General features: G+C 36.6%; 22 protein-coding genes and 1 riboswitch. Of the genes, 18 read left to right on the plus strand and 4 right to left on the minus strand.

Annotation, left to right across the window (positions count from 1 at the left end; genetic code table 11):
• The first annotated feature begins 128 nt into the window (after positions 1-128).
• On the plus strand, positions 129-1,043 hold the full coding sequence (locus O0236_RS00825; RefSeq protein ID WP_372791461.1) for a metal ABC transporter solute-binding protein: 915 nt from the start codon (positions 129-131) through the stop codon (positions 1,041-1,043).
• A 54-nt stretch (positions 1,044-1,097) separates the two neighbouring features.
• Here the strand turns inward: O0236_RS00825 and O0236_RS00830 are convergent, their stop codons facing one another.
• The 3 genes from O0236_RS00830 to O0236_RS00840 form a co-directional block, all read right to left on the minus strand.
• Positions 1,098-2,426, minus strand: a complete 1,329-nt coding sequence (locus tag O0236_RS00830; protein ID WP_268912289.1) for an ammonium transporter — start codon at positions 2,424-2,426, stop codon at positions 1,098-1,100.
• Between the two features lie 200 nt (positions 2,427-2,626).
• Positions 2,627-3,265: an NAD(P)H-binding protein gene (locus O0236_RS00835; protein WP_268912290.1), complete on the minus strand. Its 639-nt coding sequence runs from the start codon at positions 3,263-3,265 to the stop codon at positions 2,627-2,629.
• 86 nt (positions 3,266-3,351) lie between these two features.
• Entirely contained in the window at positions 3,352-4,326 is a 975-nt protein-coding gene (locus tag O0236_RS00840; protein ID WP_268912291.1) for an aldo/keto reductase, read from the minus strand.
• A 296-nt stretch (positions 4,327-4,622) separates the two neighbouring features.
• A riboswitch (FMN riboswitch) is annotated at positions 4,623-4,759 on the plus strand.
• 126 nt (positions 4,760-4,885) lie between these two features.
• Between O0236_RS00840 and ribD the strand changes: the two genes are divergently transcribed.
• Genes ribD through ribB form a run of 5 tightly spaced genes read left to right on the plus strand, consistent with a single transcriptional unit; the run spans position 4,886 to position 8,212 of the window.
• Positions 4,886-5,932 (plus strand): bifunctional diaminohydroxyphosphoribosylaminopyrimidine deaminase/5-amino-6-(5-phosphoribosylamino)uracil reductase RibD, encoded by a 1,047-nt coding sequence (gene ribD / locus O0236_RS00845; protein ID WP_268912728.1) that lies wholly within the window; start codon positions 4,886-4,888, stop codon positions 5,930-5,932.
• A gap of 2 nt (positions 5,933-5,934) precedes the next feature.
• Complete coding sequence (locus O0236_RS00850; RefSeq protein WP_268912292.1) at positions 5,935-6,531, plus strand: riboflavin synthase; 597 nt, start codon at positions 5,935-5,937, stop codon at positions 6,529-6,531.
• Positions 6,525-7,130: a GTP cyclohydrolase II gene (gene ribA / locus O0236_RS00855; protein ID WP_268912293.1), complete on the plus strand. Its 606-nt coding sequence runs from the start codon at positions 6,525-6,527 to the stop codon at positions 7,128-7,130. Before O0236_RS00850 ends, ribA begins: the two co-directional genes overlap by 7 nt.
• Positions 7,131-7,580, plus strand: coding sequence for a 6,7-dimethyl-8-ribityllumazine synthase (gene ribH / locus O0236_RS00860; RefSeq protein WP_268912294.1), 450 nt, complete (start codon positions 7,131-7,133; stop codon positions 7,578-7,580).
• A 32-nt stretch (positions 7,581-7,612) separates the two neighbouring features.
• Positions 7,613-8,212, plus strand: coding sequence for a 3,4-dihydroxy-2-butanone-4-phosphate synthase (ribB, locus tag O0236_RS00865; protein ID WP_268912295.1), 600 nt, complete (start codon positions 7,613-7,615; stop codon positions 8,210-8,212).
• A 97-nt stretch (positions 8,213-8,309) separates the two neighbouring features.
• On the opposite strand, the gene O0236_RS00870 is transcribed toward ribB, so the two are convergent.
• Positions 8,310-8,954, minus strand: coding sequence for a TetR/AcrR family transcriptional regulator (locus O0236_RS00870; protein WP_268912296.1), 645 nt, complete (start codon positions 8,952-8,954; stop codon positions 8,310-8,312).
• Between the two features lie 213 nt (positions 8,955-9,167).
• On the opposite strand from O0236_RS00870, the gene O0236_RS00875 reads away from it, so the two are divergent.
• The 12 genes from O0236_RS00875 to O0236_RS00930 all read left to right on the plus strand — a co-directional run bounded on the left by O0236_RS00875 (position 9,168) and on the right by O0236_RS00930 (position 21,653).
• Positions 9,168-10,562, plus strand: a complete 1,395-nt coding sequence (locus O0236_RS00875) for an Nramp family divalent metal transporter (protein WP_268912297.1) — start codon at positions 9,168-9,170, stop codon at positions 10,560-10,562.
• 111 nt (positions 10,563-10,673) lie between these two features.
• On the plus strand, positions 10,674-11,432 hold the full coding sequence (locus O0236_RS00880) for a sulfite exporter TauE/SafE family protein (RefSeq protein WP_268912298.1): 759 nt from the start codon (positions 10,674-10,676) through the stop codon (positions 11,430-11,432).
• Positions 11,433-11,660: 228 nt separating this feature from the next.
• Positions 11,661-13,025, plus strand: coding sequence for a sugar MFS transporter (locus O0236_RS00885; RefSeq protein WP_268912299.1), 1,365 nt, complete (start codon positions 11,661-11,663; stop codon positions 13,023-13,025).
• Positions 13,012-14,046 (plus strand): DUF4432 family protein, encoded by a 1,035-nt coding sequence (locus O0236_RS00890; RefSeq protein WP_268912300.1) that lies wholly within the window; start codon positions 13,012-13,014, stop codon positions 14,044-14,046. Before O0236_RS00885 ends, O0236_RS00890 begins: the two co-directional genes overlap by 14 nt.
• Positions 14,047-14,053: 7 nt before the next feature.
• A complete protein-coding gene (locus tag O0236_RS00895) occupies positions 14,054-15,562 on the plus strand; it encodes a xylulokinase (RefSeq protein ID WP_268912301.1) in 1,509 nt (502 codons plus the stop codon).
• 15 nt (positions 15,563-15,577) lie between these two features.
• Positions 15,578-16,543, plus strand: a complete 966-nt coding sequence (locus O0236_RS00900; protein ID WP_268912302.1) for a sugar-binding transcriptional regulator — start codon at positions 15,578-15,580, stop codon at positions 16,541-16,543.
• A 335-nt stretch (positions 16,544-16,878) separates the two neighbouring features.
• On the plus strand, positions 16,879-17,385 hold the full coding sequence (locus O0236_RS00905) for a helix-turn-helix domain-containing protein (protein WP_268912729.1): 507 nt from the start codon (positions 16,879-16,881) through the stop codon (positions 17,383-17,385).
• A gap of 1,170 nt (positions 17,386-18,555) precedes the next feature.
• Complete coding sequence (locus O0236_RS00910) at positions 18,556-19,209, plus strand: helix-turn-helix domain-containing protein (protein WP_372791468.1); 654 nt, start codon at positions 18,556-18,558, stop codon at positions 19,207-19,209.
• A gap of 167 nt (positions 19,210-19,376) precedes the next feature.
• Entirely contained in the window at positions 19,377-19,901 is a 525-nt protein-coding gene (locus O0236_RS00915; protein ID WP_268912304.1) for a helix-turn-helix transcriptional regulator, read from the plus strand.
• 114 nt (positions 19,902-20,015) lie between these two features.
• A complete protein-coding gene (locus tag O0236_RS00920; protein ID WP_268912305.1) occupies positions 20,016-20,243 on the plus strand; it encodes a hypothetical protein in 228 nt (75 codons plus the stop codon).
• Positions 20,244-20,299: 56 nt separating this feature from the next.
• Entirely contained in the window at positions 20,300-20,638 is a 339-nt protein-coding gene (locus O0236_RS00925; protein WP_268912306.1) for a hypothetical protein, read from the plus strand.
• 118 nt (positions 20,639-20,756) lie between these two features.
• Positions 20,757-21,653 carry an ABC transporter ATP-binding protein gene (locus tag O0236_RS00930; RefSeq protein WP_268912307.1) on the plus strand — a complete coding sequence of 299 codons (897 nt, stop codon included), beginning with the start codon at positions 20,757-20,759 and terminating at the stop codon, positions 21,651-21,653.
• Positions 21,654-21,659: the final 6 nt, after the last annotated feature.

The following is a 21,659-nucleotide window of genomic DNA, read 5'->3' on the forward strand; positions in this document are numbered from 1 at the left end:
CTTCGTGAAGCTATTGGCCTCACGAAGTTTTTTTGTGCAATACTTTTGGAAGTAGATTGACAAGTTAGCGGGGATTCTGCATACTGTTAAAGAGTATTCATTACTATTTACATAAGGAGATTATTACTGTGCTGAAAAAGAACCGAGGAATTACACTAATCGTAGCGTTGTTTTCATTAATGTTACTAATTGCCGGATGTTCATCTACAAGTGGGAATAATCCGAAGACAGGTAAAATTAACGTTGTTACCACCACCGATTTTTATGGTGAAGTTGCTAAGGCTGTTGCTGGTAATAAGGGAAATGTCACCGAAATCATCAATAAACCTGATGTTGATCCCCATGATTACACTCCAACCACGAATGATGGGAAAGCTGTGGCCACGGCAAATGTCGTGATTGCCAATGGAATTGGCTATGATAACTGGATGGATAATTTAGTAAAAAATAATTCCAATGCGAAATACATCCAAGTTGGCGAAAACTTACTTAATAAGAAAAACGGTGATAATCCACATGTCTGGTACAAGCCTGAAACAATGCCCAAGCTAGCTAACGAGTTGGCCAAACGCTTTGGAAAACTTCAACCTAAGAACAAGGATTATTTCACTAAGAATGCTAAAAAATATATTGAATCGTTAAAACCGATCGATAAAAAAATTGCTAACCTAAACAAATTAGCAGAGAAATCCAAAACTAAACAAGTATATGTCAGTGAACCGGTATTTGATTATGCTTTAGAATCTGCTGGATTTAAGGTGGGAAATAAGACGTTTGAAGACGACACTGAAAATGGTGTGGATCAGTCGCCTAGCACGATTGATGCAATGCAAAAGGGAATCAAGAACCACCGTATCGCCTTTTTCGTATTAAACAAACAAGCTGATTCTAAGACAGTCAATAATATGGTGGCTTTGGCTAAGAAGAGTGATGTTCCAGTATTGTCGATCACTGAAACCCTTCCTGCTGGCAAAGACTATCAGACATGGATGATCAGTCAGTATAATCAATTAGAAAAAATTCTGAAAAAAGAAAATAAATAGTCAAAAAACGGCAACTTACCAAATGGTAGGTTACCGTTTTTCTTAGTTTTTAAATTAATGATGTAATGATGAATTATTTAACTTCTCTAATTGCCCTCGAAATTCTTTGCTATATAAATTGAGGTCGCTTTGGTAGCTATCAATACTTTGAGCCATTTCAATCGTGTAGTCAACTTCTTCGCCATGCTCACCTTGATCAAGTCCGAGCTCTTCTTCCTGTCGGTTGACCCGCATTGGCATTAGCGTTGAAAGACCCTTGATAATGATGGAACAAGCGATAGTTACGAATACGATTGTGGCAATTGTGGCAGCCAGCTGAATTCCAAGCAATCGCCAGCCACCGCCATAGAATAATCCATTAGTAGTCACAACTGGGTTAATAGTTTTAGTAGCAAATAGACCAGTTGAAATACTGCCGACGATGCCGCTAATGCCGTGACAGCCAAAGGCATCTAATGCATCATCAATCCCAATGCGATCTTTTAATTGGGAAACGAAGAAATAACTTGCACAGGTAGCCAGAATACCGATGAAGAAGGCGCCGACGATAGTCACATATCCAGCAGCGGGCGTTATGCCAACCAAACCACAAAGTGTTCCTGTACAGACACCAACTAGCGTAGGTTTACCGGAAATAATCATATCTAAACACATCCAAGTGATCATTGATGCTCCAGTGGCGACTGTGGTGGTAATCACTGCAGAAACTGCAACTGAGTTAACTGCAAGTGCCGAGCCAGCGTTAAAACCATACCAGCCGATCCAAAGAATCGATGTTCCTAGCAGAACCCATGGTAAGTTGTAATGGGTGTGAGGAATATCACCATAGTGAATTCTTTTCCCTAAAAATGCTGACAATACAAAGGCGGTAATGCCTGCATTGATGTGTACGACTGTTCCACCAGCAAAATCTAGAGTTCCCAGCCTAGCAAGTATGCCAGCAGGGCTCCAAATCATATGAGCCATTGGATAATATACCAAGATGGACCAAAAGACTATGAATGCGAGTAGAAAGTTGAATCTAATCCGACCAACAACCGCGCCAACGAATAAGGCCGGAGTGATAATGGCAAACATCATTTGAAAGAGTGAAAATATACTTTCAGGAATTTTGGTTGCTGTGAGGGATGTTGAATTGAATTTGTGCATGAAAAAATTATGTAGGTTGCCAATGATTCCCCAATGATTACCGCTAAATGCTAAGGAATAGCCAAGAATTATCCAGAGCAAAATGGCAACACCAGTCATGATAAAGACCGACAACATTGTGTTAACAACGTTTCTTTTCGACACCAGTCCCCCATAGAAAAATGCTAAACCCGGAGTCATGAATAGAACTAGAATGCTAGCAATGATTACAAATGATGTGTTTGCTAAGCTCATATAATCGCCCTCTTTTACTTAATGTTATGAATTCTAACATTAAAATTTGCTAAGTAAAGTTTAATTTGAGTGATGTTATGTGAGAATATTTGGGTAGAAGTTGAAAATAACCCATGGCACAAAAAAAGACCTCACCAAATTTATTTTTGGTGAGGTCTATCGTTATGTTATAAAAAGTAACATTAAATTGGTTAAAATGTTTATAGCTCGGATACTGCTTCTTCAATCGGAGTGTCACCATTACTCATAGCGATTACTTTCCGGATTGTTCGATCATTTTTAAGAATGGCCACGATAGTTGTCGCAACATCATCGATGGTATTTGAATCGGATGCGTATTGACCAAGAGTGATCTTGCCGGTTGCGGGTTCTTCAGTTAAAGCTGTTGGTTGTAAGATAGTGAAATCTAAATCGGTATTATTCATCAACCACTTATCTGCATAGTGCTTAGCAATCAAATAGTCGGCGATAGGCGAGATATCTGGTTCACTAAAAGCATCTAAGTTTAATGAATTTCGTGAACTCAACATGATAAATCTCTTGATACCTTTATGTTCAGCTGCTCGCATTACCTTAACAGCTCCGTTTAAATCGACTTGTAATAGGTCTTTGCCCCCAGAACCTGCAGTGAAAATAATCGTGTCGCTATCTGGCAATTCTTCAGTCAGTAATTCTGGTGACACGTGAAGATCAATTTTGAATGGGGTAACGTTGACCCCAGTTGGAATTTTTTCGACTTGCCGAGCACCGGCAAATACTTCAACGTCGGGCTTGTTGATCAGTTCTCTAACAACTGATGAACCAACTCTCCCGGTTGCTCCAATAACAGTAACTTTCATGACTTCTCCATCTCCCTACTTCAATGTTAATAGTATAAGATTATCTGAATCAAATTAAAACAAAAAATTAGTAATGACCAAGTAGATTACCAGAGATATTCTACTGGATTTTTAATGTATTTGTTGTAAACATCTTGAACAACTGCCATTTGATCAGGTGTTAATTCATCAAGATCTGAAGCCACTGTATTTCTTTCGATTTGGCTTGGCTTGCTGGCACCAGGAATAACCGTTGAGATGGCGTCGTGCATCAAGATAAATTTCAAGGCAGTTGCTGCTAGATTATCTGTTCCTAAGCGTTGCTTAAGCTCGTTAGCTGCCATAACTCCAGTTTTGTAATCAACTCCGGAGAATGTTTCTCCTTTATCGAACAATTCACCATTTCGGTTGGTTGTCCGGTGATCGTCTGCTGGAAATTTAGTATCTAAATCATATTTACCCGTCAATAATCCACTTGCCAAAGGAACACGGGCTAAAATGCCAACGTTATTCTTCTTAGCTTGATCAAAGAATAAATCGCGTGGACGTAAGCGGAACATGTTGAAAATAATTTCGACAGCCGAAATGTCATAGCTTAAAGCCTTTAGAGCTTCTTCAACTCGTTCAACACTCACACCATAATTTTGAATTTTTCCTGCTTTTTTAAGCTCATCTAGGGCAAAGAATGTTTCGGGCATGTAGTAAACACTCATTGGTGGACAATGAAGAAGAACCATATCTAGTGAGTCAACGCCAAGGTTGCTTAATGATTCATTTACATATTGTTCAAGGTGTTCTTTATTAAAACTAGTAACTGATAATGGATCTTTTCGACCAATTTTAGTTGTGTAGTGAACGTCTGGATGTTGTTTTAAAAATTGACCGACTGTATGCTCACTGGCACCATCTTGGTAAATATCTGCAGTATCAAAGAAGTTAACACCTTTATCGTAAGCTTCAGCTAATGTTTCAGTAGCGTCACTTTCGTTAAATTGTGTGCCCCATTGGCCGCCAAGTTGCCAAGTACCTAGTGAAACTTCACTGACTTTGAATCCGGTTTTTCCTAATGTACGAAATTTCATATTTAATAAACTCCTTTTATAATTACTAAACTAAATTTTACACTTGTTTACGGAATACTTCTAAAAGTAATGGCAAATAATTGAGCATGCAAGTGAAAACTTCAAAATTTTGGTTTGCAAATACTGCAACGATATGCTTTCTGGATCACGTCGCTGATCCCCTATTATATAGGAATGCCACGCTTAAATAGTTTCCGTTACTTGTGTAATGGTTATCAAAAATGGCGGTAAATTAAAATATTTTTCGGGTTGTCATCAATTTTATTTTGTAGTACGCTTGTTTGCGAAAACTGAATAGATTTCTTCGGGGCAGGGTGAAATTCCCGACCGACGGTGACAATTTACGAATTGAAGTCCGTGACCCGCATATATTTGCGGTTGACCCAGTGTGATTCTGGGACCGACAGTACAGTCTGGATGGGAGAAGAAAATGCTAATATTTCGTACCGTCAACAGCTGATTAGCTGTGCTCGGTTGAAGTCTTTTTTAGCTTGATAAAATTCCTGGCCCTGCAATTTTTTGCAGGGCCTTTTTTACGAGGTGAATGGACTTGAATCATATGTTTTACATGCAAATGGCTTTGAAAGAAGCCGTTAAAGATCACCCGCGAACTTGGAAAAATCCCAAGGTCGGGGCAGTAATCGTTAAAGATGATCAAATTCTAGCCAGAGGCCATCATGAGATATTTGGTGGACCACATGCTGAAGTCAATGCGATCAATCATTTAGCTGATGAAGAAAGTGCACAAGGAGCGACAATGTACGTGACGTTGGAACCGTGTTCCCATACTGGCAAAACGCCTCCTTGCGCGAAAATGATCGTCGAAACTGGAATCACAACGGTTGTAATCGGCGAAGTTGATCCGAATCCGCTGGTATCGGGTAAAGGTATCGAGTATTTAGAATCCCACCATGTGAAAGTTATCGTGTTGAATACACCTTTAGCAGCGAACGATGCTTATCGATTTTATTTTCGAAATCATCGGCCATTAATTACGCTTAAATATGCGATGACTGCGGATGGGCGTATCAATTTTTCAAATGGCCAGCGGTCTCGGCTAACTGGCCAGGAGGCTTTTAATGACAACCAAGATCTGCGTCAAAATACTCAAGCAATTTTGGTGGGAATGAATACTTTAAAGATTGATGATCCTGAATTAACAGTTCGGAATGGCGCCATTTTTTCACTAATTCGCATCGTTGTTACTCATAACGTGGACGAAATTAAGTTTAGTAATAAACTATTTCAAACGGCAACGAAGGAAAGCCCAGTATGGGTAATGGCCAACCAGGATCCTCAAAAAACAGTTCCTGAAAATGTCAAAATTATCGTAAAAAGTGGTTGGACGGCAGCAAATATCTCAGAATATTTAGCGGATGTTGGCATTCAATCTTTGCTGGTTGAGGGTGGTAGCCAAGTGCTCAATCAGTTTGTGGCAGAAAAACAATTTAACAGAATAGTTACCTACGTCACGCCGTTATTATTTGGTAATCAAGCCTTGCCAGTGTTAACCGGAATTGGTCTGCAAGAGCCGCTGAAACTTAGTTTAGCTTCAGTCGAAACATTAGCGAATGACGTCAAACTAGTTTTTGAAAGGAGCAATTAATCATGTTTACTGGAATTATTCAGAGCAGAAGTCGGGTATTAGACGTGGCAACTATTGATGAATCATTAAAGTTAACGATTCGCCGTCCGGAAAGCTTCGAAATTCAAGAAGGTAGTAGTTTAGCAATCAATGGCGTTTGTTTGACAGTGACTGATTTAACGAGCGAAAGTCTGATGTTGACTGTTATGCCGGAGACTTATAGAAAGACGACATTGAAATTTTTACGGGTCAATGATGTCGTGAATATTGAACCGGCTCTAACTTTGAGAGAACCACTCGATGGTCATTTTGTGTTAGGTCATGTTGATCAAACAGTTAAATTGGTAAAGAAGACCCAGGATGGTAATTCTGTAAAACTTACTTTTGAATTGCCCGATTCATTAGCAACGTTTGTGGCCTATAAAGGGTCAGTTGCGTTAGACGGAACCAGTTTAACTGTGACACAGGTAACTGATAAGACTTTTACAGTTAATTTGATTCCCTATACCGCGGATAATACTGGCCTCCTCAATGTCCATCAGGATGATCAATATAATTTGGAAGTCGATGTTCTTGCTCGTTATATTCAGCGGGCACAAGTGGAGGCGGACGTATGGTGACTAATAATTCTTTGCAGGCGCGCGCCCAAGCAGATTTACCGACTGAATACGGAAACTTCAAGGTTATCGCCTATGCAGTAGATCAGGAACCACCGACACTTTTGATTTATAAGGGAGATTTAAAGAGTGTTAAGGCACCTATGGTTAGAGTTCATTCTGAGTGCTTTACTGGCGATGTCTTAAGCTCATTAAGATGTGATTGTGGTCCGCAACTTCACGCTGCTCTTCAAAAAATTGAGGCGGCTGGTTGTGGCGCAGTTATTTACTTAAGACAAGAAGGTCGTGGCATTGGACTGGTTAATAAGTTAAAGGCGTACCGCCTTCAAGAACAAGGATTTGATACTGTGGAAGCTAATCAACAATTACATTTGCCAGTAGATAGCCGTAGTTATGAGGTTGCAGCAAACATCCTGCAGGATCAAGGTGTTAGTCATATTGATCTGCTAACTAATAATCCAGACAAAATTAAACAACTCAGTTTAGAAGGAATCACAATAGATCATCGAATTCCTCTTGAAATTCCTGCTAACCAGTTCGATCAAAAATATCTACAAACTAAAAAACGCAAACTTCATCATTTATTATCGGAGGTCGACTAAATGAAAAATATGAATGAATCGAAAAAAATCGCAATCGTTGTTTCCCAATTTAATAATATTGTTACCGACCGATTGCTAAGCGGAGCAGTACAAACCCTAAGCCAGTCTGAAATTGACGATGGCAACATAGTCGTTTACCAAGTTCCCGGAGCTTTTGAAATCCCTAGAATTGTCAATTTGGTTTCTCAAAAGGATGAGTATTCTGGAGTTATCGCTTTAGGTGCCGTTGTGAAGGGACAAACCGATCATTATCAATTTATCAGTGAAGCAGTGACACATCAGTTAGTCGAATTGGCTACCACTGCACCAGTTCCAGTGTTATTCGGCGTTCTAACTACGGATAATTTGGAACAGGCTTTGAATCGAGCAGGAGGAAAAGCTGGTAACAAGGGTAGTGAGTGCGCTAATGCTCTTTTACGACTGCTGGAAGTTGAACTGCAACTAAATTAATCATATAGATGGGTTTAATAAGGAGGATGAGCATGAGTAATATGGAGCAAGCATTAGCCGATTTAAAGGCGGGCAAATTGGTAGTCGTCACAGATGATCCTGACCGAGAAGGTGAAGGAGATCTGTTGGGAATTGCTGAATTTGCGACTCCCGCTACAGTTAATACGATGATTACACTAGCTCGCGGATTGTTGTGTGTACCAATGGCACCGGAATGGGCAGCACAGCAAGGACTTAATGCGATGACTAACACTAGTAATGATGCTTTTAATACAGCATTTTTGGTTAGTGCTGACGCCAGAAGTACAAGCACCGGAATATCTGCTTTTGATCGGGCAACCACTATCAAAAAGATGGCTGACCCACAGGCGACATTTGCAGACTTTTATCACCCAGGGCATGCCTTTCCATTGAGAGCAGTGACTGTTGGCCTGCAAGAACGCCAAGGGCATACCGAAGCTGGAGTTAGTTTGGCTAAATTAACTAGTAAAAGTCCAGTTGCTTATATTTGTGAAATAATTAAACCAGATGGTCATATGGCAAAGGGGCGAGATTTGGTGGAGTTTGCGCACCAACACAATTTTAATCTGATTTCTATCGCCAAAATCAGTGAGTATTTAGCTAATCACTAATTCAAATGTTTGAATAATCTAGTTCGCAAAAACACCGAAAAATCGGAATTTATGATTTTACGGTGTTTTTTATTGGATTTAGATATTTGAATATTGTTTAAAAAACTTTGGGTTCGATTGCTTCTATTAAAGCAGTCATACCTGAATCGATAGTTCTGTCATCAAGTGGTTGATTGAAGAACAGATACCCTAGCACCAAGCCACCCATGATGGACCAAAGAGTCCGAATAATGTCGCTATTAGGCAGTGAATTTAAGATATGATCGGCCTTTAATTCATCAATCAATGTGTTTAATTTTTGCCAATAAATATTGGGGAAAATGTTGATCAAGTTTTGTCTGACTTGATGATCATAAAAAAGCTCGGTAAAAAATATTTTAAATACTTTATCATTGTCTTTAACCATGTCCATTCGATCAATCAATAGGGCGTGGACGAACTCTGTGGTACTAGAATAATTTTGGGAAAGTTTGTCCTGGATGAATGAATCGATAGTGGATGGAAAGACACGATTTAAAACGGGTTCGATGATAGCATTTAGTAATCCCCGTTTGTTTTTAAACTTGGCAAAGATATTTCCTTCAGCTACGCCGGCAGCTTCAGCGATTTCTTTGGTACTAGTATTTTCATAACCTTTTTCAGAAAATATTTGGATCGCAGCCGTTAAGATCTTTAGCTGTTTTTCGGTGAAGTTATCTAATGTACCAGCTTGATAATATAGTTCTAACTCAGGTTTATACACAGTTTGACTCCTCAATTATTTAGTCGATGACATACGATTTGATTATATCGACCAGCTGAGGAATGTCAAATTTTCAAATATTTTCATACTAATGGTTGACACTTTTTCGGCAGGGTCTATAATAAGCTTTGGAAATTAATTGAGTGCTCACTCAAAGTGAAACCTCAAGATAGTTACCCAAATTTCAAGCCAATGGAAAGAGGGCATTCTTCTATGAAAGAAAGTGTTTGGACTGAGTCACCAGAAAACGACTCAAAAGCAGTAGTTGAAAAGGTAGAGAGCAAGAAGAGTCAAAAGAGTTTGGATGAAGTTAATGGAAGCATCAAGGTTCCAGATAATGCTGGATTCTGGCGAACATTAGCAGCTTACACCGGACCCGGAGTTCTAATCGCGGTTGGGTATATGGATCCAGGTAATTGGATTACTTCAATCGCTGGTGGAGCACAGTTTAAGTACAAGTTACTATCAGTGGTAATGATTTCTAGTTTGATCGCCATGTTACTACAATCCATGGCAGCTAAACTAGGTATTGTAACCGGAAAAGATTTAGCTCAGTTAACTCGCGAACACACTTCAAAATGGGGTGGCTTCGCACTCTGGGTTATTACAGAACTTGCAATTGTGGCAACGGATGTTGCTGAAATTATTGGATCAGCGATTGCAATCGAGTTGCTGTTCCACATTCCGTTAATTGTCGGAATTATCATCACAGCGGCTGATGTTTTGATTTTGTTATTATTGATGCGTTTAGGATTCAGAAAGATTGAAGCTATTGTGGCAACTTTAGTAGTTGTTATCTTAGCAGTCTTCCTCTACGAAGTTGCTTTGGCACAACCAAATATGCAGCAAATGTTTGCTGGATACGTTCCTACTAAGGATATTATTACTAACAAGTCCATGCTTTACTTAACACTCGGAATTGTCGGTGCCACAGTTATGCCTCATGATTTGTTCCTTGGATCATCAATTTCACAAACTCGCGAAGTTGATAGAAATAACGAAAAGGCTCTTGCAAAAGCAATCAAGTTCACAACGATCGATTCAAATATTCAATTAACCGTTGCCTTCATCGTTAACAGTTTACTATTAGTATTAGGTGCAGCATTGTTCTTCGGTACTAACAGTACACTTGGTCGATTCGTTGACTTGTTCAACTCATTGAACAATCCGCAAATCGTTGGTGCAATTGCTAGTCCAATGCTAAGTATGTTGTTCGCTGTAGCATTACTGTCATCTGGACAAAGTTCAACGATCACTGGAACATTAGCCGGTCAAATCATCATGGAAGGTTTCATTAACCTGAAGATGCCAATGTGGGCACAAAGATTATTGACTAGATTGATTTCAGTAACACCAGTTCTAGCTTTCGCTATTTACTATCATGGAAACGAAGCTAAGATTGAAGATCTCTTGACATTTTCACAAGTATTCTTGAGTGTGGCATTGCCATTCGCGGTTATCCCACTGGTCATCTTCACTAGTGATAAGAAGTTGATGGGTCGATTCGCTAACCATACTTGGGTCAAGTGGGCTGCTTGGACAGCCAGTGTCGTTCTAATTGCTTTGAATGTTTACTTGATTTGCCAAACAGTTGGAATAATTAAATAGTCGATTAATCAGCAGGGACTCTAATAGGGTTCCTGCTGTTTTTTGTTGTTTAAAATGTGGTTTAATATATAGTAGTTAAACGAAATGGGATGATGAATTATTCGTGTTGATATGTTACAAGCGATAATGATTTTATTTCCAGCAGGTATTGTTGCGGGAATTATGAGTGCAACTACGGGGATGGCTTCACTAGTTTCTTATCCGGCTTTACTCGCCGTGGGAGTGCCACCTGTGTTTGCTAATATGACTAACACAGTTTCGCTAGTATTGGCTGGAGCGGGAGCCACAATCTCTTCAAGAAGAGAACTAAGGCACCACATGAGTGATTTGTGGAAAGTATTACCACTAACACTGGTAGGTAGTGTAATCGGTGCGGTTTTATTGCTCGAACAACCGGCTGACATGTTTGAAAAGGTGGTACCATTTTTCGTTCTAACTGCTGGATTATTACTAGCATTTCCACCATCTGCAAAGACTTTAGAGGTCAGACGGGTCAGCAGAATCCGTTCAATTGGATTTGATGCCATGATTATCGTGGTCGGTGCGTATACTGGATACTTTGGTGCTGCAGGTGGAGTTATGCTGTTAGCCTTATTATCTAGAAGTGGCAAGTATGAATTCACTACATATAACGCTTTAAAGAATGTCTCACTAGGAGCATCCAACTTATTAGCAGCCATTATTTATTCTTTTAGATCACGAATTTATTGGCTATTAGTTATTCCACTGGCGCTAGGATTTTTCATCGGTGGATTGATTGGTCCGCAAATTGTCAGACTGATTCCAGACAGAATAATGAGTGGAATAGTTGTCGTGGGCGCTATTGGCTTATCGATATGGTTGTTTGTGGATGCGTATGGGCTGATATAATTAATGTTTTTAGATAATAATATTTGATAATTAACCTCAAAACAGCTACTAATTTATTTTTAAAATAAATTAGTAGCCTTTTTCGTAATAAGATAGGCACAGAAACACCGTGTTAAAATTAATTTCAAAAAATAAATGGAATTTTTTTCATTAAGGTGCTATACTTATTTTCAATGAAAACGTTTTCTTTGTTTTTTGTAGAATATTTGACTAGAAGGAGTGTTATATATGCAAGCTCAAAAGAAACATGGTTTTGGTTTTATTAAGTTTGAAGGCCAGGAACTTGATAATGGCTATACTAGTAAAATGCCAGTTTTTCAATTCGTATTGGTATCTTTATTGTTCCCTATGTGGGGAGCAGCGGCCAGTTTAAATGATATTTTGATTACTCAATTTAAGTCGATTTTTCAGTTGAGTAATTTGGCATCTGCCTATGTACAAAGTGCTTTTTCTTTAGGATATTTTTTAATGGATATTCCAGCATCTTGGTTAATTAAGCGTACATCTTACAAACTAACTATTATTATTGGTCTGCTATTATATTTGATTGGATGTGTTTTATTCTTCCCTGCTTCTGCTGCAGCAACTTATGGATTCTTTTTAGCTGCCTTGTTTGTTTTAGCCACAGGATTGACTGTTATTGAAACAGCTGCGGATACAGACTCAGCACTTTTAGGACCCGAGAAACAAAGAACACTACGTTTGAATATTTCTCAAACTTTTCTTCCTTTTGGATCTATTGCAGGAATTTTGCTTGGTAAGTATCTCATTTTTTCTGGTGGTACTAACTTAGATACGCAACTTAGCAAATTATCTGGTAGTGCAAGAATTCGATTAGGCGAAGAGGCTTTACAAAAAACATTACAACCATATAAATATATTGTTATAGTGATCGCCGTTATGATTATTTTATTTTTGATAACTGAATTTCCAAGTGGTAAACCAAAACAAAAAGTTGATGTTCCAAAGGAAAATCTTGGTAGAACTGTACTTAATCTGTTAAAAAACCATAATTTTACTTATGGTATGTTCACATTATTCATGTATGTTGGTTTGCAAGTTTCAGTTTGGTCATTTACTATTCGACTGGCTTTAGACTTGGATCATTCTATTAATGAAAGAACATCTTCAAACTTTGTTATTGGTAGTTATGTTGCTTTCTTCATCGGTCGTATATTAGCTGATTATCTTATGAGAAAGATTCCTCATTTGAAAGTATTACTTTGGTATTCAGTTCTTGGATTCATTGCTATTGGTTACATGATGATTGACCGAAGTTTTAATGGTGTGTATGTTGCTATCTTGGTATCAGGTTTGATGGGACCCGGCTACGCAACTATATACACTGAAACCCTTGGGTTTATAAAAGATCCTCATCAAACAGAAACAGCTGGCGCAATGTTAGTTATGATGGTTGTTGGTGGAGGAGTTTGGCCAGCAATTCAAGGATATGTTGCTGATGTTACTGGCTCAATGACCATATCATTTGCTGTTCACTTCTTAACATTTGGGGCAATGATTGTTTATGCTTACCATTACATTAAACATCCGTTTGACGGTCTCAAAGAAGGTGCAAAGAATGACAACATTTAAATTGTACAAAGATTATTTTGAAGATAGTGAACGAATTTTGATTAAAAATGATGAATTTATTGTTTCTAGCTTTAAATATTCATCCGGAGTTGAAGCTATTAAGATAAAGAATTCTCGTGGTTACTTAGTAATATTGCCATTTGAAGGCTTGATGATTTGGGAAGCCATGTTTGATAATTTTGATTTAAAGATGAAAAATACATTTAAGCAACCTTATTCAGGAAAACAAATTACTGATTCATATGGTCCGTTTTTGTTTCATTCGGGATTATTGTCTAGTGGAAATCCTGGACCTGAAGATGATCATTACGCGCATGGTGAATTTCCTTTGACACCAATGGATTCGTCAGTTATCGATATTAAAGATGACGAGATAAAAATAAGTAGTCAAGTTGAATATGTTAAAGGTTTTGGTGATCATTATTTCGCAGAACCATCAGTTACCCTGAAAAAAGGGAGCGCATTATTTGATGTTCGGATGTTCGTTAAAAATCTTTCAGAGTATCAAGACATGCCACTTCAGTATTTAACACACATCAATTACAAGTTTGTTGAAGGCGCCGAAATTATGCAAAATATTCCTGATAGAGCATTTGAATTGCGCACATCTATTCCTGATCATATTCATCCAACTAAAGAATGGCTTGATTTTACAGGTGAGGTATCTAAGTCGGGTAAGCTTATTAATAAGCTAGACGATATTACTCATTTCGATCCTGAAATTGTGTTCTTCGGTGATGAGCTTAATAAATTTGCTGAGCAAGCTGAATTTAGAATGAAAATGGATGATATCCATACGGTTAAAGTTTCATTTGATACTAAGCAATATCCATATGTTACACGTTGGCTTATGTATAATCCTGATTTGCAGGTTGCTGCATTTGCACTTCCTGCAACTAGTCGAACCGAAGGTAGAACAGCGGCAAAAGAAGCTGGGACATTAATTATGTTAAAGCCTCAAGAAAGTAGAGATTTTGAAGTTACTACAGGTTTAGAGGATGAAAGTGTGGAAGGGAAGTAAGTAATTTATGGCAAAGTATATATTAGGAATTGATATAGGAACTTCAGGAACTAAAGCTATTTTGATGACTACTACGGGTGAAATTGTTGCTCAGAAAAAGGACAACTATTCTTTTGCCACTCCACATCCTGGATGGGCTGAAGCGAATGCAGAAGACTGGCTTAATGCAGTAACAGCGGTAATTAGAAAACTATCTTCACATGTTGATGATGAAGATATCGTGGCTATTGGCATTGATGGATTATATGGAGGTTCCGGAATTCCTGTAGATAAGGATGGGAATGTTTTAGGACCAGCTTTAATTTGGATGGACCGTCGTGCAACAAAAGAAACCGATCAAGTTAAGGAGTTAGTTAGTGATGGTGAATTAATGGATACGACTGCTAATTTATCTGATCCATACTATGGTTATACGAAGTTGATGTGGTTAAAAGAAAATAAACCAGATTTGTATAATAAAACTGATAAGTTTTTGCCTCCTGAATCCTATGTAATATTGCAACTTACCGGACAAACTAGTATTAATTATTCTGCTGCCGGCAATTTGGCTGGAATTTTTGATATTAATGAAGATAAGTGGTCTCAAAAAATCGCTGATAAATTAGGTTTGGATACAGAAAAATTGCCTCAGAAGTTTGTTACAAGCACGGAATCAGCAGGATCGATTACTGAGGCATGGGCACAGAGATTAGGAATTAAAGCGGGAACACCGGTATTCAATACGGGTGTTGATGTGGGGCCAGCCACAGTAGGTACCGGTGTTGTTAAACCAGGAGAGGTAACGGTTGCTTTAGGAACATCAATGAATGCAGCACTGGTAACAGAAAAACCATTAAGGGATAATGGCTTGATTATATGGCCATATGCCTACCGTCCTAAAAATTTGTACTACAATTTTGCGGGAGCGAACACCGCAGGAGCAATAATAGCATGGTTCGTTAAAGAATTTGAAAAAGAGTTAGATGAAAATGATGGGCCAAAGGAACTAGATTTTCAAAGTATGGATGTTCCAGCTGGAAGTAACGGCTTACTAGTTCTGCCATATTTCATGGGAGAGAGAAGCCCATTATGGGATTCTACTGTCCGAGGAACTATTTTAGGATTATCATTAAAAACTACAAAGTATGAGTTGTATAATGCATTTCAAGAAGCAATTTCATACTCTGTTCGACAAAGTATTGAGACATTTGGAACCGAAATTGGTGATGAAATAACTCTGGTCGGTGGCGTTAGCAATTCTAAAAAGATGGTGCAAATGATTGCAGACGTTACAGGGAAGACAGTTTTAACAACCAAATCAGGAGGAGAAGCAAACTTAGGTAGTGCAATTTTAGCCGGTATTGGTATCAATGCAGTTAATCCAGAAGATGTATCAAAATGGATTAAAATTGATCAACGAGTCCTACCAAACAAGGAAAAGCACGAAATTTATAATCAATACTTTAAGATGTATAAACATGCGTATAATAGAGTTAAGGATTTTTACAAGGACTTTTCTGCAATAGATAATGATTAATTAAATTGGTCGGAGGTGGATACAATAGGTACCATTGACAAACGTGAACAAATGTTGAGGCTGGCCAGACTTTATTACGTTGAGGGTGTTGGACAAAGTCAGTTAGCGAAACAAGAGGGAATATCAAAAGCTACTGTTTCAAGAATGCTCTCACTTGCCCGTGAAAATGGATTTGTTACTATCACTGTTAACGACAATCTTAGAGATGCAAAGGTACTATCCAGACGACTTCATGAATTTTTTCCAACCGCTGATTTCACTGTCGTTTCCACATCTCAAAATGATCGAAACGAGATTCTTGATAAAGTTGCATCTTCAGTTGCAAAATACTTAGATGGATTAGTCAAGAGCGGGGATATTATTGGTTTTGGTGGTGGAGAATCTTTAAGCAAAGTTGCGGCCTATCTTGACGATAAGAAAGTTAGGGACGTTGTTGTACTATCCTTAATGGGAATGGTTACGTCACCTAAGTATGAAATATTCACTTATGAAACAGGATTTAAACTGGCGAATGCTTATCAGTCAACTGCCAACTTCTTACCATTGCCAGTTATTTTTGACAACTCATCAACGAAGGAATTAGTTGAAAAAGAGTCTTTAGTTAGATATCTTGAGAAATTGGGTAGGCTTGCTAATATTGCGCTGATTTCCCTAGATGCGATTGAAGATAGTCCCATTTTGAACGAAATGAATTACTTTGATGATGAAGAAAAACAAGAAATAAGAGATAATTCAGTTGGAGATATACTGGGACATTTCATTGATGACAAAGGAAACATTGTTAATTCCAAGCTAGAAGAAAGATTGGTTACGACGCCTCTTAGTAATCTTAAACATAAAGAACATTCAATTGTTGCTGTGAATAAAGTGGAAACCGTTCCAGCCTTAATTGCAACTTTGAAAGCACAGTATTGTAATCGAGTTTTTATTGATCAGTATAGTGCACAAGTATTAATTGACTCGCAAAATACAATTGAATAGTAAAATAACAAACCACCCACAGTTCATCGTGGGTGGTTTGTTTTGTCATAGACGAATATATGAACATCATCAACCAATTAGTGAATAAAAACAGGCACGATAGTAGTAAAAAGCAAAACGAGTGCAACAATTAATATCTGTGATTTTAACGGCATAACGTGTAATTTGACTAGTACCTTACATAATATTTAGTATGCGAATTTATGTTTTTATCCCATACCAGTACTGTGTTGATATAATATTTTATAAATGTTATTTTTACCGTTAAAATAATATTTATTGTTAATTGTGAACTTATTATAAGGAGGAATATTACGAATAATTTAGCGTTTCATATTAAAGAAGCACGAATAAATAATGGACTTTCTCAAAATGATGTTGCAACTATTTTACATATTTCTAGACAGGCAGTTTCTAAGTGGGAACGAGGAGTTGTATATCCTGATTTAGACAATTTAATTAAGTTGAGTGATATTTACAAAATTTCAGTTGATGATTTATTACGAGAGAACAACGAGGGATTAAAATCCAGAATTGAAGAAAACAATACAGAAATAAAAGACAGTCTAGAAAAATCAAAAAGGGTGAACACTCAGTTTTATCAAAATAATATTGAGGGATTAATGTTGATTGCTATTTCTATTTTATCAACGCTCATTCCTCCATTGGGATTAGTTATTCCAGCATATGTTATTTGGAGAAATACAAAATATAACAGTTTATATAAAACTATTATGTTCGTTTCGGTCATTGCAATATTAGTAAGTGCCTTAAGTTGTTATGCAATCATAAGTGATAATTGGATTCATCCTGCCAACACAACCGTTTATCGTATTAAATAGGAGTGTCGGTATGGTGTTGCTTCTTAATGTTGGAGCTAAGCGAATATGATATTTCAAACTTTCAATTGTGTGGAAACCTTTGGTTGCATTTGGTCATGAAACCATTGGTTTCTTTTTATTTCATTGATTTAATGAGATTATTATATTGTTCGATAAATCAATAGTAAGCTCAAATTGTGATTGGAGTGATATTAATGAAAGCTAATTACTTAATAATTTTAGGATTTGCGCTACCTTTTCTTATTGCGAATATACTAATGTACATAATAAATAGTAGAATTCATGATGCCGAAAGAAGGAAAACATATTTTAAATACATTTCGTTTACTTGGCCTTTCGTGATAATGGTTTATGCGTTGCTGCTAATTAATATTTTTAATTGAACTAAGATACGTATGAAACCATTCAACGTGCTTGAGTGTAGAAGATACATAGATAATCGGATTAATGATAAGGGGAGACAATTAATTTGAATTTTAAATCGTACGCTATTGGCATGATTACATATCTTTTTGTTGTAATTCTATTGGGTGTCTATTCTGGACATTTTGATATATATCAAAATGTAATAGTCCTATCAGTGTCATTTATTTTATTCATAATTTTAAAATTTACTATCTACAGAAAAAAATAAATTAAAAAGGAAAGAGGCATAGTTGTTTAAGATTACGCTTCTTTCCTTTTTAAGTGTTATAAATAATGCGATTAATAATATTGTGGAAGCACAGAATAACATAAGAATATTCAGTTATTCTGACTGAATTTTGTTTTCTGCAATGATGTGACAAAAACTGATTACTTTAAAAAAAGAGAGTTAAAAAATTCGTTCATGCGACTAGACTATTTTATCAACCAATTAGTGAATAAAAACAGGCACAATAGTAGTAAAAAGCAAAACGAGTGCGACAACTAATATCATGACACGCGTGATGTTAAACCACAGTATTTGTCTCTTCGTAAGTGATAGATTTTTAAGGCTTATAACTAGGCCAATGACACTGAGGTACAACAAAAAATAAGTGAGATTTTTTATTAGTTCTGACATAATGGAATGCCTCCAATTTGATTTTATTTATTAAGATGTTGAGAAAAAATGTGGGATTATTTTGATTAACTTAGGTTTTTTTTCGACATGCAATACCCTATGGTATTATTAGGATGATGATTTTTGTGAACTATATTGGTCTTTCAGGAGGATATATGAACGTTGCTGAAAAATTAAAACTTTGTCGTAAAAATAAGGGGATGACCCAAGAACAATTGGCAAAACAGTTATATGTTTCACGAAAAACAATTTCTAGCTGGGAAAACGGTCGTAATTATCCAGATATTAACAGCTTGATCAAAATGAGCTCTATATTTAATGTTTCGATGGATGACTTACTGCGAGATGACCGTATGCTGGAATATTACGCCGAGCGAGATAAACAGGCTACTAAGAGTCATAGAATTGAGAGATATTCATACTATCTGGGAATTATCTTGTTGTTTTTAAGCTATATTGAGCTTTTTAGAGTCGAAGGTTTTCATACGGTAATCGTGCCAATTTTGTTGGTCGTTAGTATGGTTATTTTGACCATTCATTATTCTGATTGGCAGAGATTCAATGTGAAGAAAACGGCGATGATGATTGCGACTTTTGCAATAGCGATTATCATAAATGGAATAGCAATGGGGCTTAGTCCGACTTTTAGACTGACGATTACACCTGCTAACTTGGCTAAAATGTTGGGTGGATTTGCTGGAGATTTGTTAATGACGATTGTGTTGTCGGTTAGTTTGACGTTGCTAATATTTTTACAACCAAAGCGACATCTGGATTAGTTCGTTGATGGGTTCCTGATGTTCATAAGCATTCCTCCTTTACCTACATAGTAGAAACAGGCAAGATGGCATTCAAGCTATGTCTGGTAGACACGATGGTTTTATATATAAAAAGCGCAAACTTAAAAGGATAAGTTTGCGTTTAAAAAATTAAAAAGAAGGCGAATATGATTAACTCTTTATCAGTAAAGCTTAAAGAAGCACGATTGAACCATGGATATTCACAAAATGAAGTTTCTACTATTTTACATATTTCGCGACAATCTATTTCTAAATGGGAGAATGGCCGCACTTATCCCGACATAGATAATTTATTAATGTTAAGTGATCTTTATGAAATATCGCTGGATGATTTGATGAAAAGTGATGAGAGTATTAAAGCTAATTATGCGAATAACAATCAAGAAATTATTGATAAGCGAAGAACCCAGACTAGAGTTAATGATGAATTGTATCAAAATAGTAATGAGGGCTTGATGTTAGTGGTTTTATCTCTGGTTTCTGCTATCGTCCCGCCAATTGGAGTTATCTTACCAATTTACGTAATGTGGCGTAACACTAAATATAATTCGTTATACAAAATGATTTATTTGATAAGTATCGTAGTTATGCTTGTAAGTCTATGGGGAACATGGATCATTATTTCTGATAATTTGCTACCATCACACACTGAAGTTTATAGAATTAATTGATTAGTTCTAATGACTAAGGTCTCGGTTCAACTTGCAAATTTGTGCGTAAATGTAAAATTACATTTTTTTAATGCGTCATAAGTGGTCATATAAATCTGGGAGATAAATTTAAAGATGTTATTATTAATAGTTGTTTTGTTTTGTATGTTATCTTATAAATTGCTGACTAAGTGGATATGGGTAATTTTGCCGTTTGCCATCATTTATGATCTGGGACTTTGGATAGTTTCACATTTGCTGGTCACTAGTGTAATTATTTTAATTGGTTTGGAATTATATGATCAGTTGGTTTACCGACGACATCATAATCACAGCTTGTTTGGGCCAACAGATCAAAATTGACAGTGGCAAATTACTAATCCATCTTGGTACATTCGAATTAAGCGAGGAATAAGCAAATGGCATTTAATGTTAAGAGTGTTGAGTTTATGAACAGTGATAACAAGATTCCGTTCACTGGATTAAGTGATTCGGAAGTAAGTACGCTTCAAGCTGGTGAAGATGTTTATCCAATTAAATGGACAGCGGTCATTAACCTTGCTTCCAAAGAAAAGTTAAATGAATTTGCTGAAAACTTGAAAAATAGCTATTCGGTCAGAATCACTCTCTATAATAGCGATACTTATGAGATGCTGACAGGTTCGAGCAGTGAGATGTTTACCAAAATTAATATCAATAACCAAAATTCTTCGGTTGTAATTGAGTCCGCTTTGACTAAGAAAACTGAAGATAAATAGTGTATAGGGTCGTCTTCCTTTGGGAGGCGACTTTTTTGTTAAATTTAATTAAACTATTCACTAAAACTTATTTTATAAGACTGCTAATGGTACGCTATTAATAGATAAGGAGGCATTTATGACTACTATTTTGCAAGTTACAGGATTAACTAAGCGCATTCACAAAAAAATAGTTTTAAAAGATATAACTTTCTCGATTGGTAAAGGAGAAATTGTTGGACTGGTCGGCCCTAATGGAGCTGGGAAAACTACAATTATGAAGTCAATTTTAAATTTAACTCCGTCAAATAAAGGAGATATATTTATTGAAGGAGAAAGAACATCATATCATCACCATTCTAACTTTAATGAGATTGGTGCATTAATAGAGAATCCATCACTTTATCCGTATTTAACAGGACTAGATCATTTAAAGATGTATTCCTTTGAGAATAAAATAGACACCAATACTCAAAAAATATTAGACAGTTTAGAAATGAATTCCTTTATCACAAAAAAGGTGAAAAATTATTCCCTAGGTATGAAACAAAAGCTAGGTATATGCATTGCATTGATTAATAATCCTAAGTTAGTCATTTTGGATGAACCTATGAATGGTTTAGATCCTAAATCTAACGTTAATTTAAGAAATTTGATAATAGAACTGTCAAAAACGGGGATATCATTTTTAATTTCAAGCCACATATTAAGTGAATTAGAAAAATTGATTACTCAAGTGATTGTTATAAATCAAGGAGAGATAGTGACCAAGACCTCATTAAAAGAGTTACGGGAAGTTGGAAACAACTATTTAACTTTGAAAACAAGTGATAACTTCTTGTGTAGCAAACTTCTTTCAAATGCTGGATTGAAAAATAATGTTCTAAACAATGGGGAACGGATTCAGGCGTTGATAGATTCCCCTAATTCAATTAATGATATTTGCAAAATTATCTTTAAAAATAATATAGATATTATTGATATGGATAGGTTGAGCAATGATTTAGAAACGTCGCTATTGAGACTTATAGACTAGTATATG

Origin of the sequence: Lentilactobacillus sp. SPB1-3, from assembly GCF_026913205.2 — a bacterium.
GTDB classification, from domain to species: Bacteria; Bacillota; Bacilli; order Lactobacillales; family Lactobacillaceae; genus Lentilactobacillus; species Lentilactobacillus terminaliae.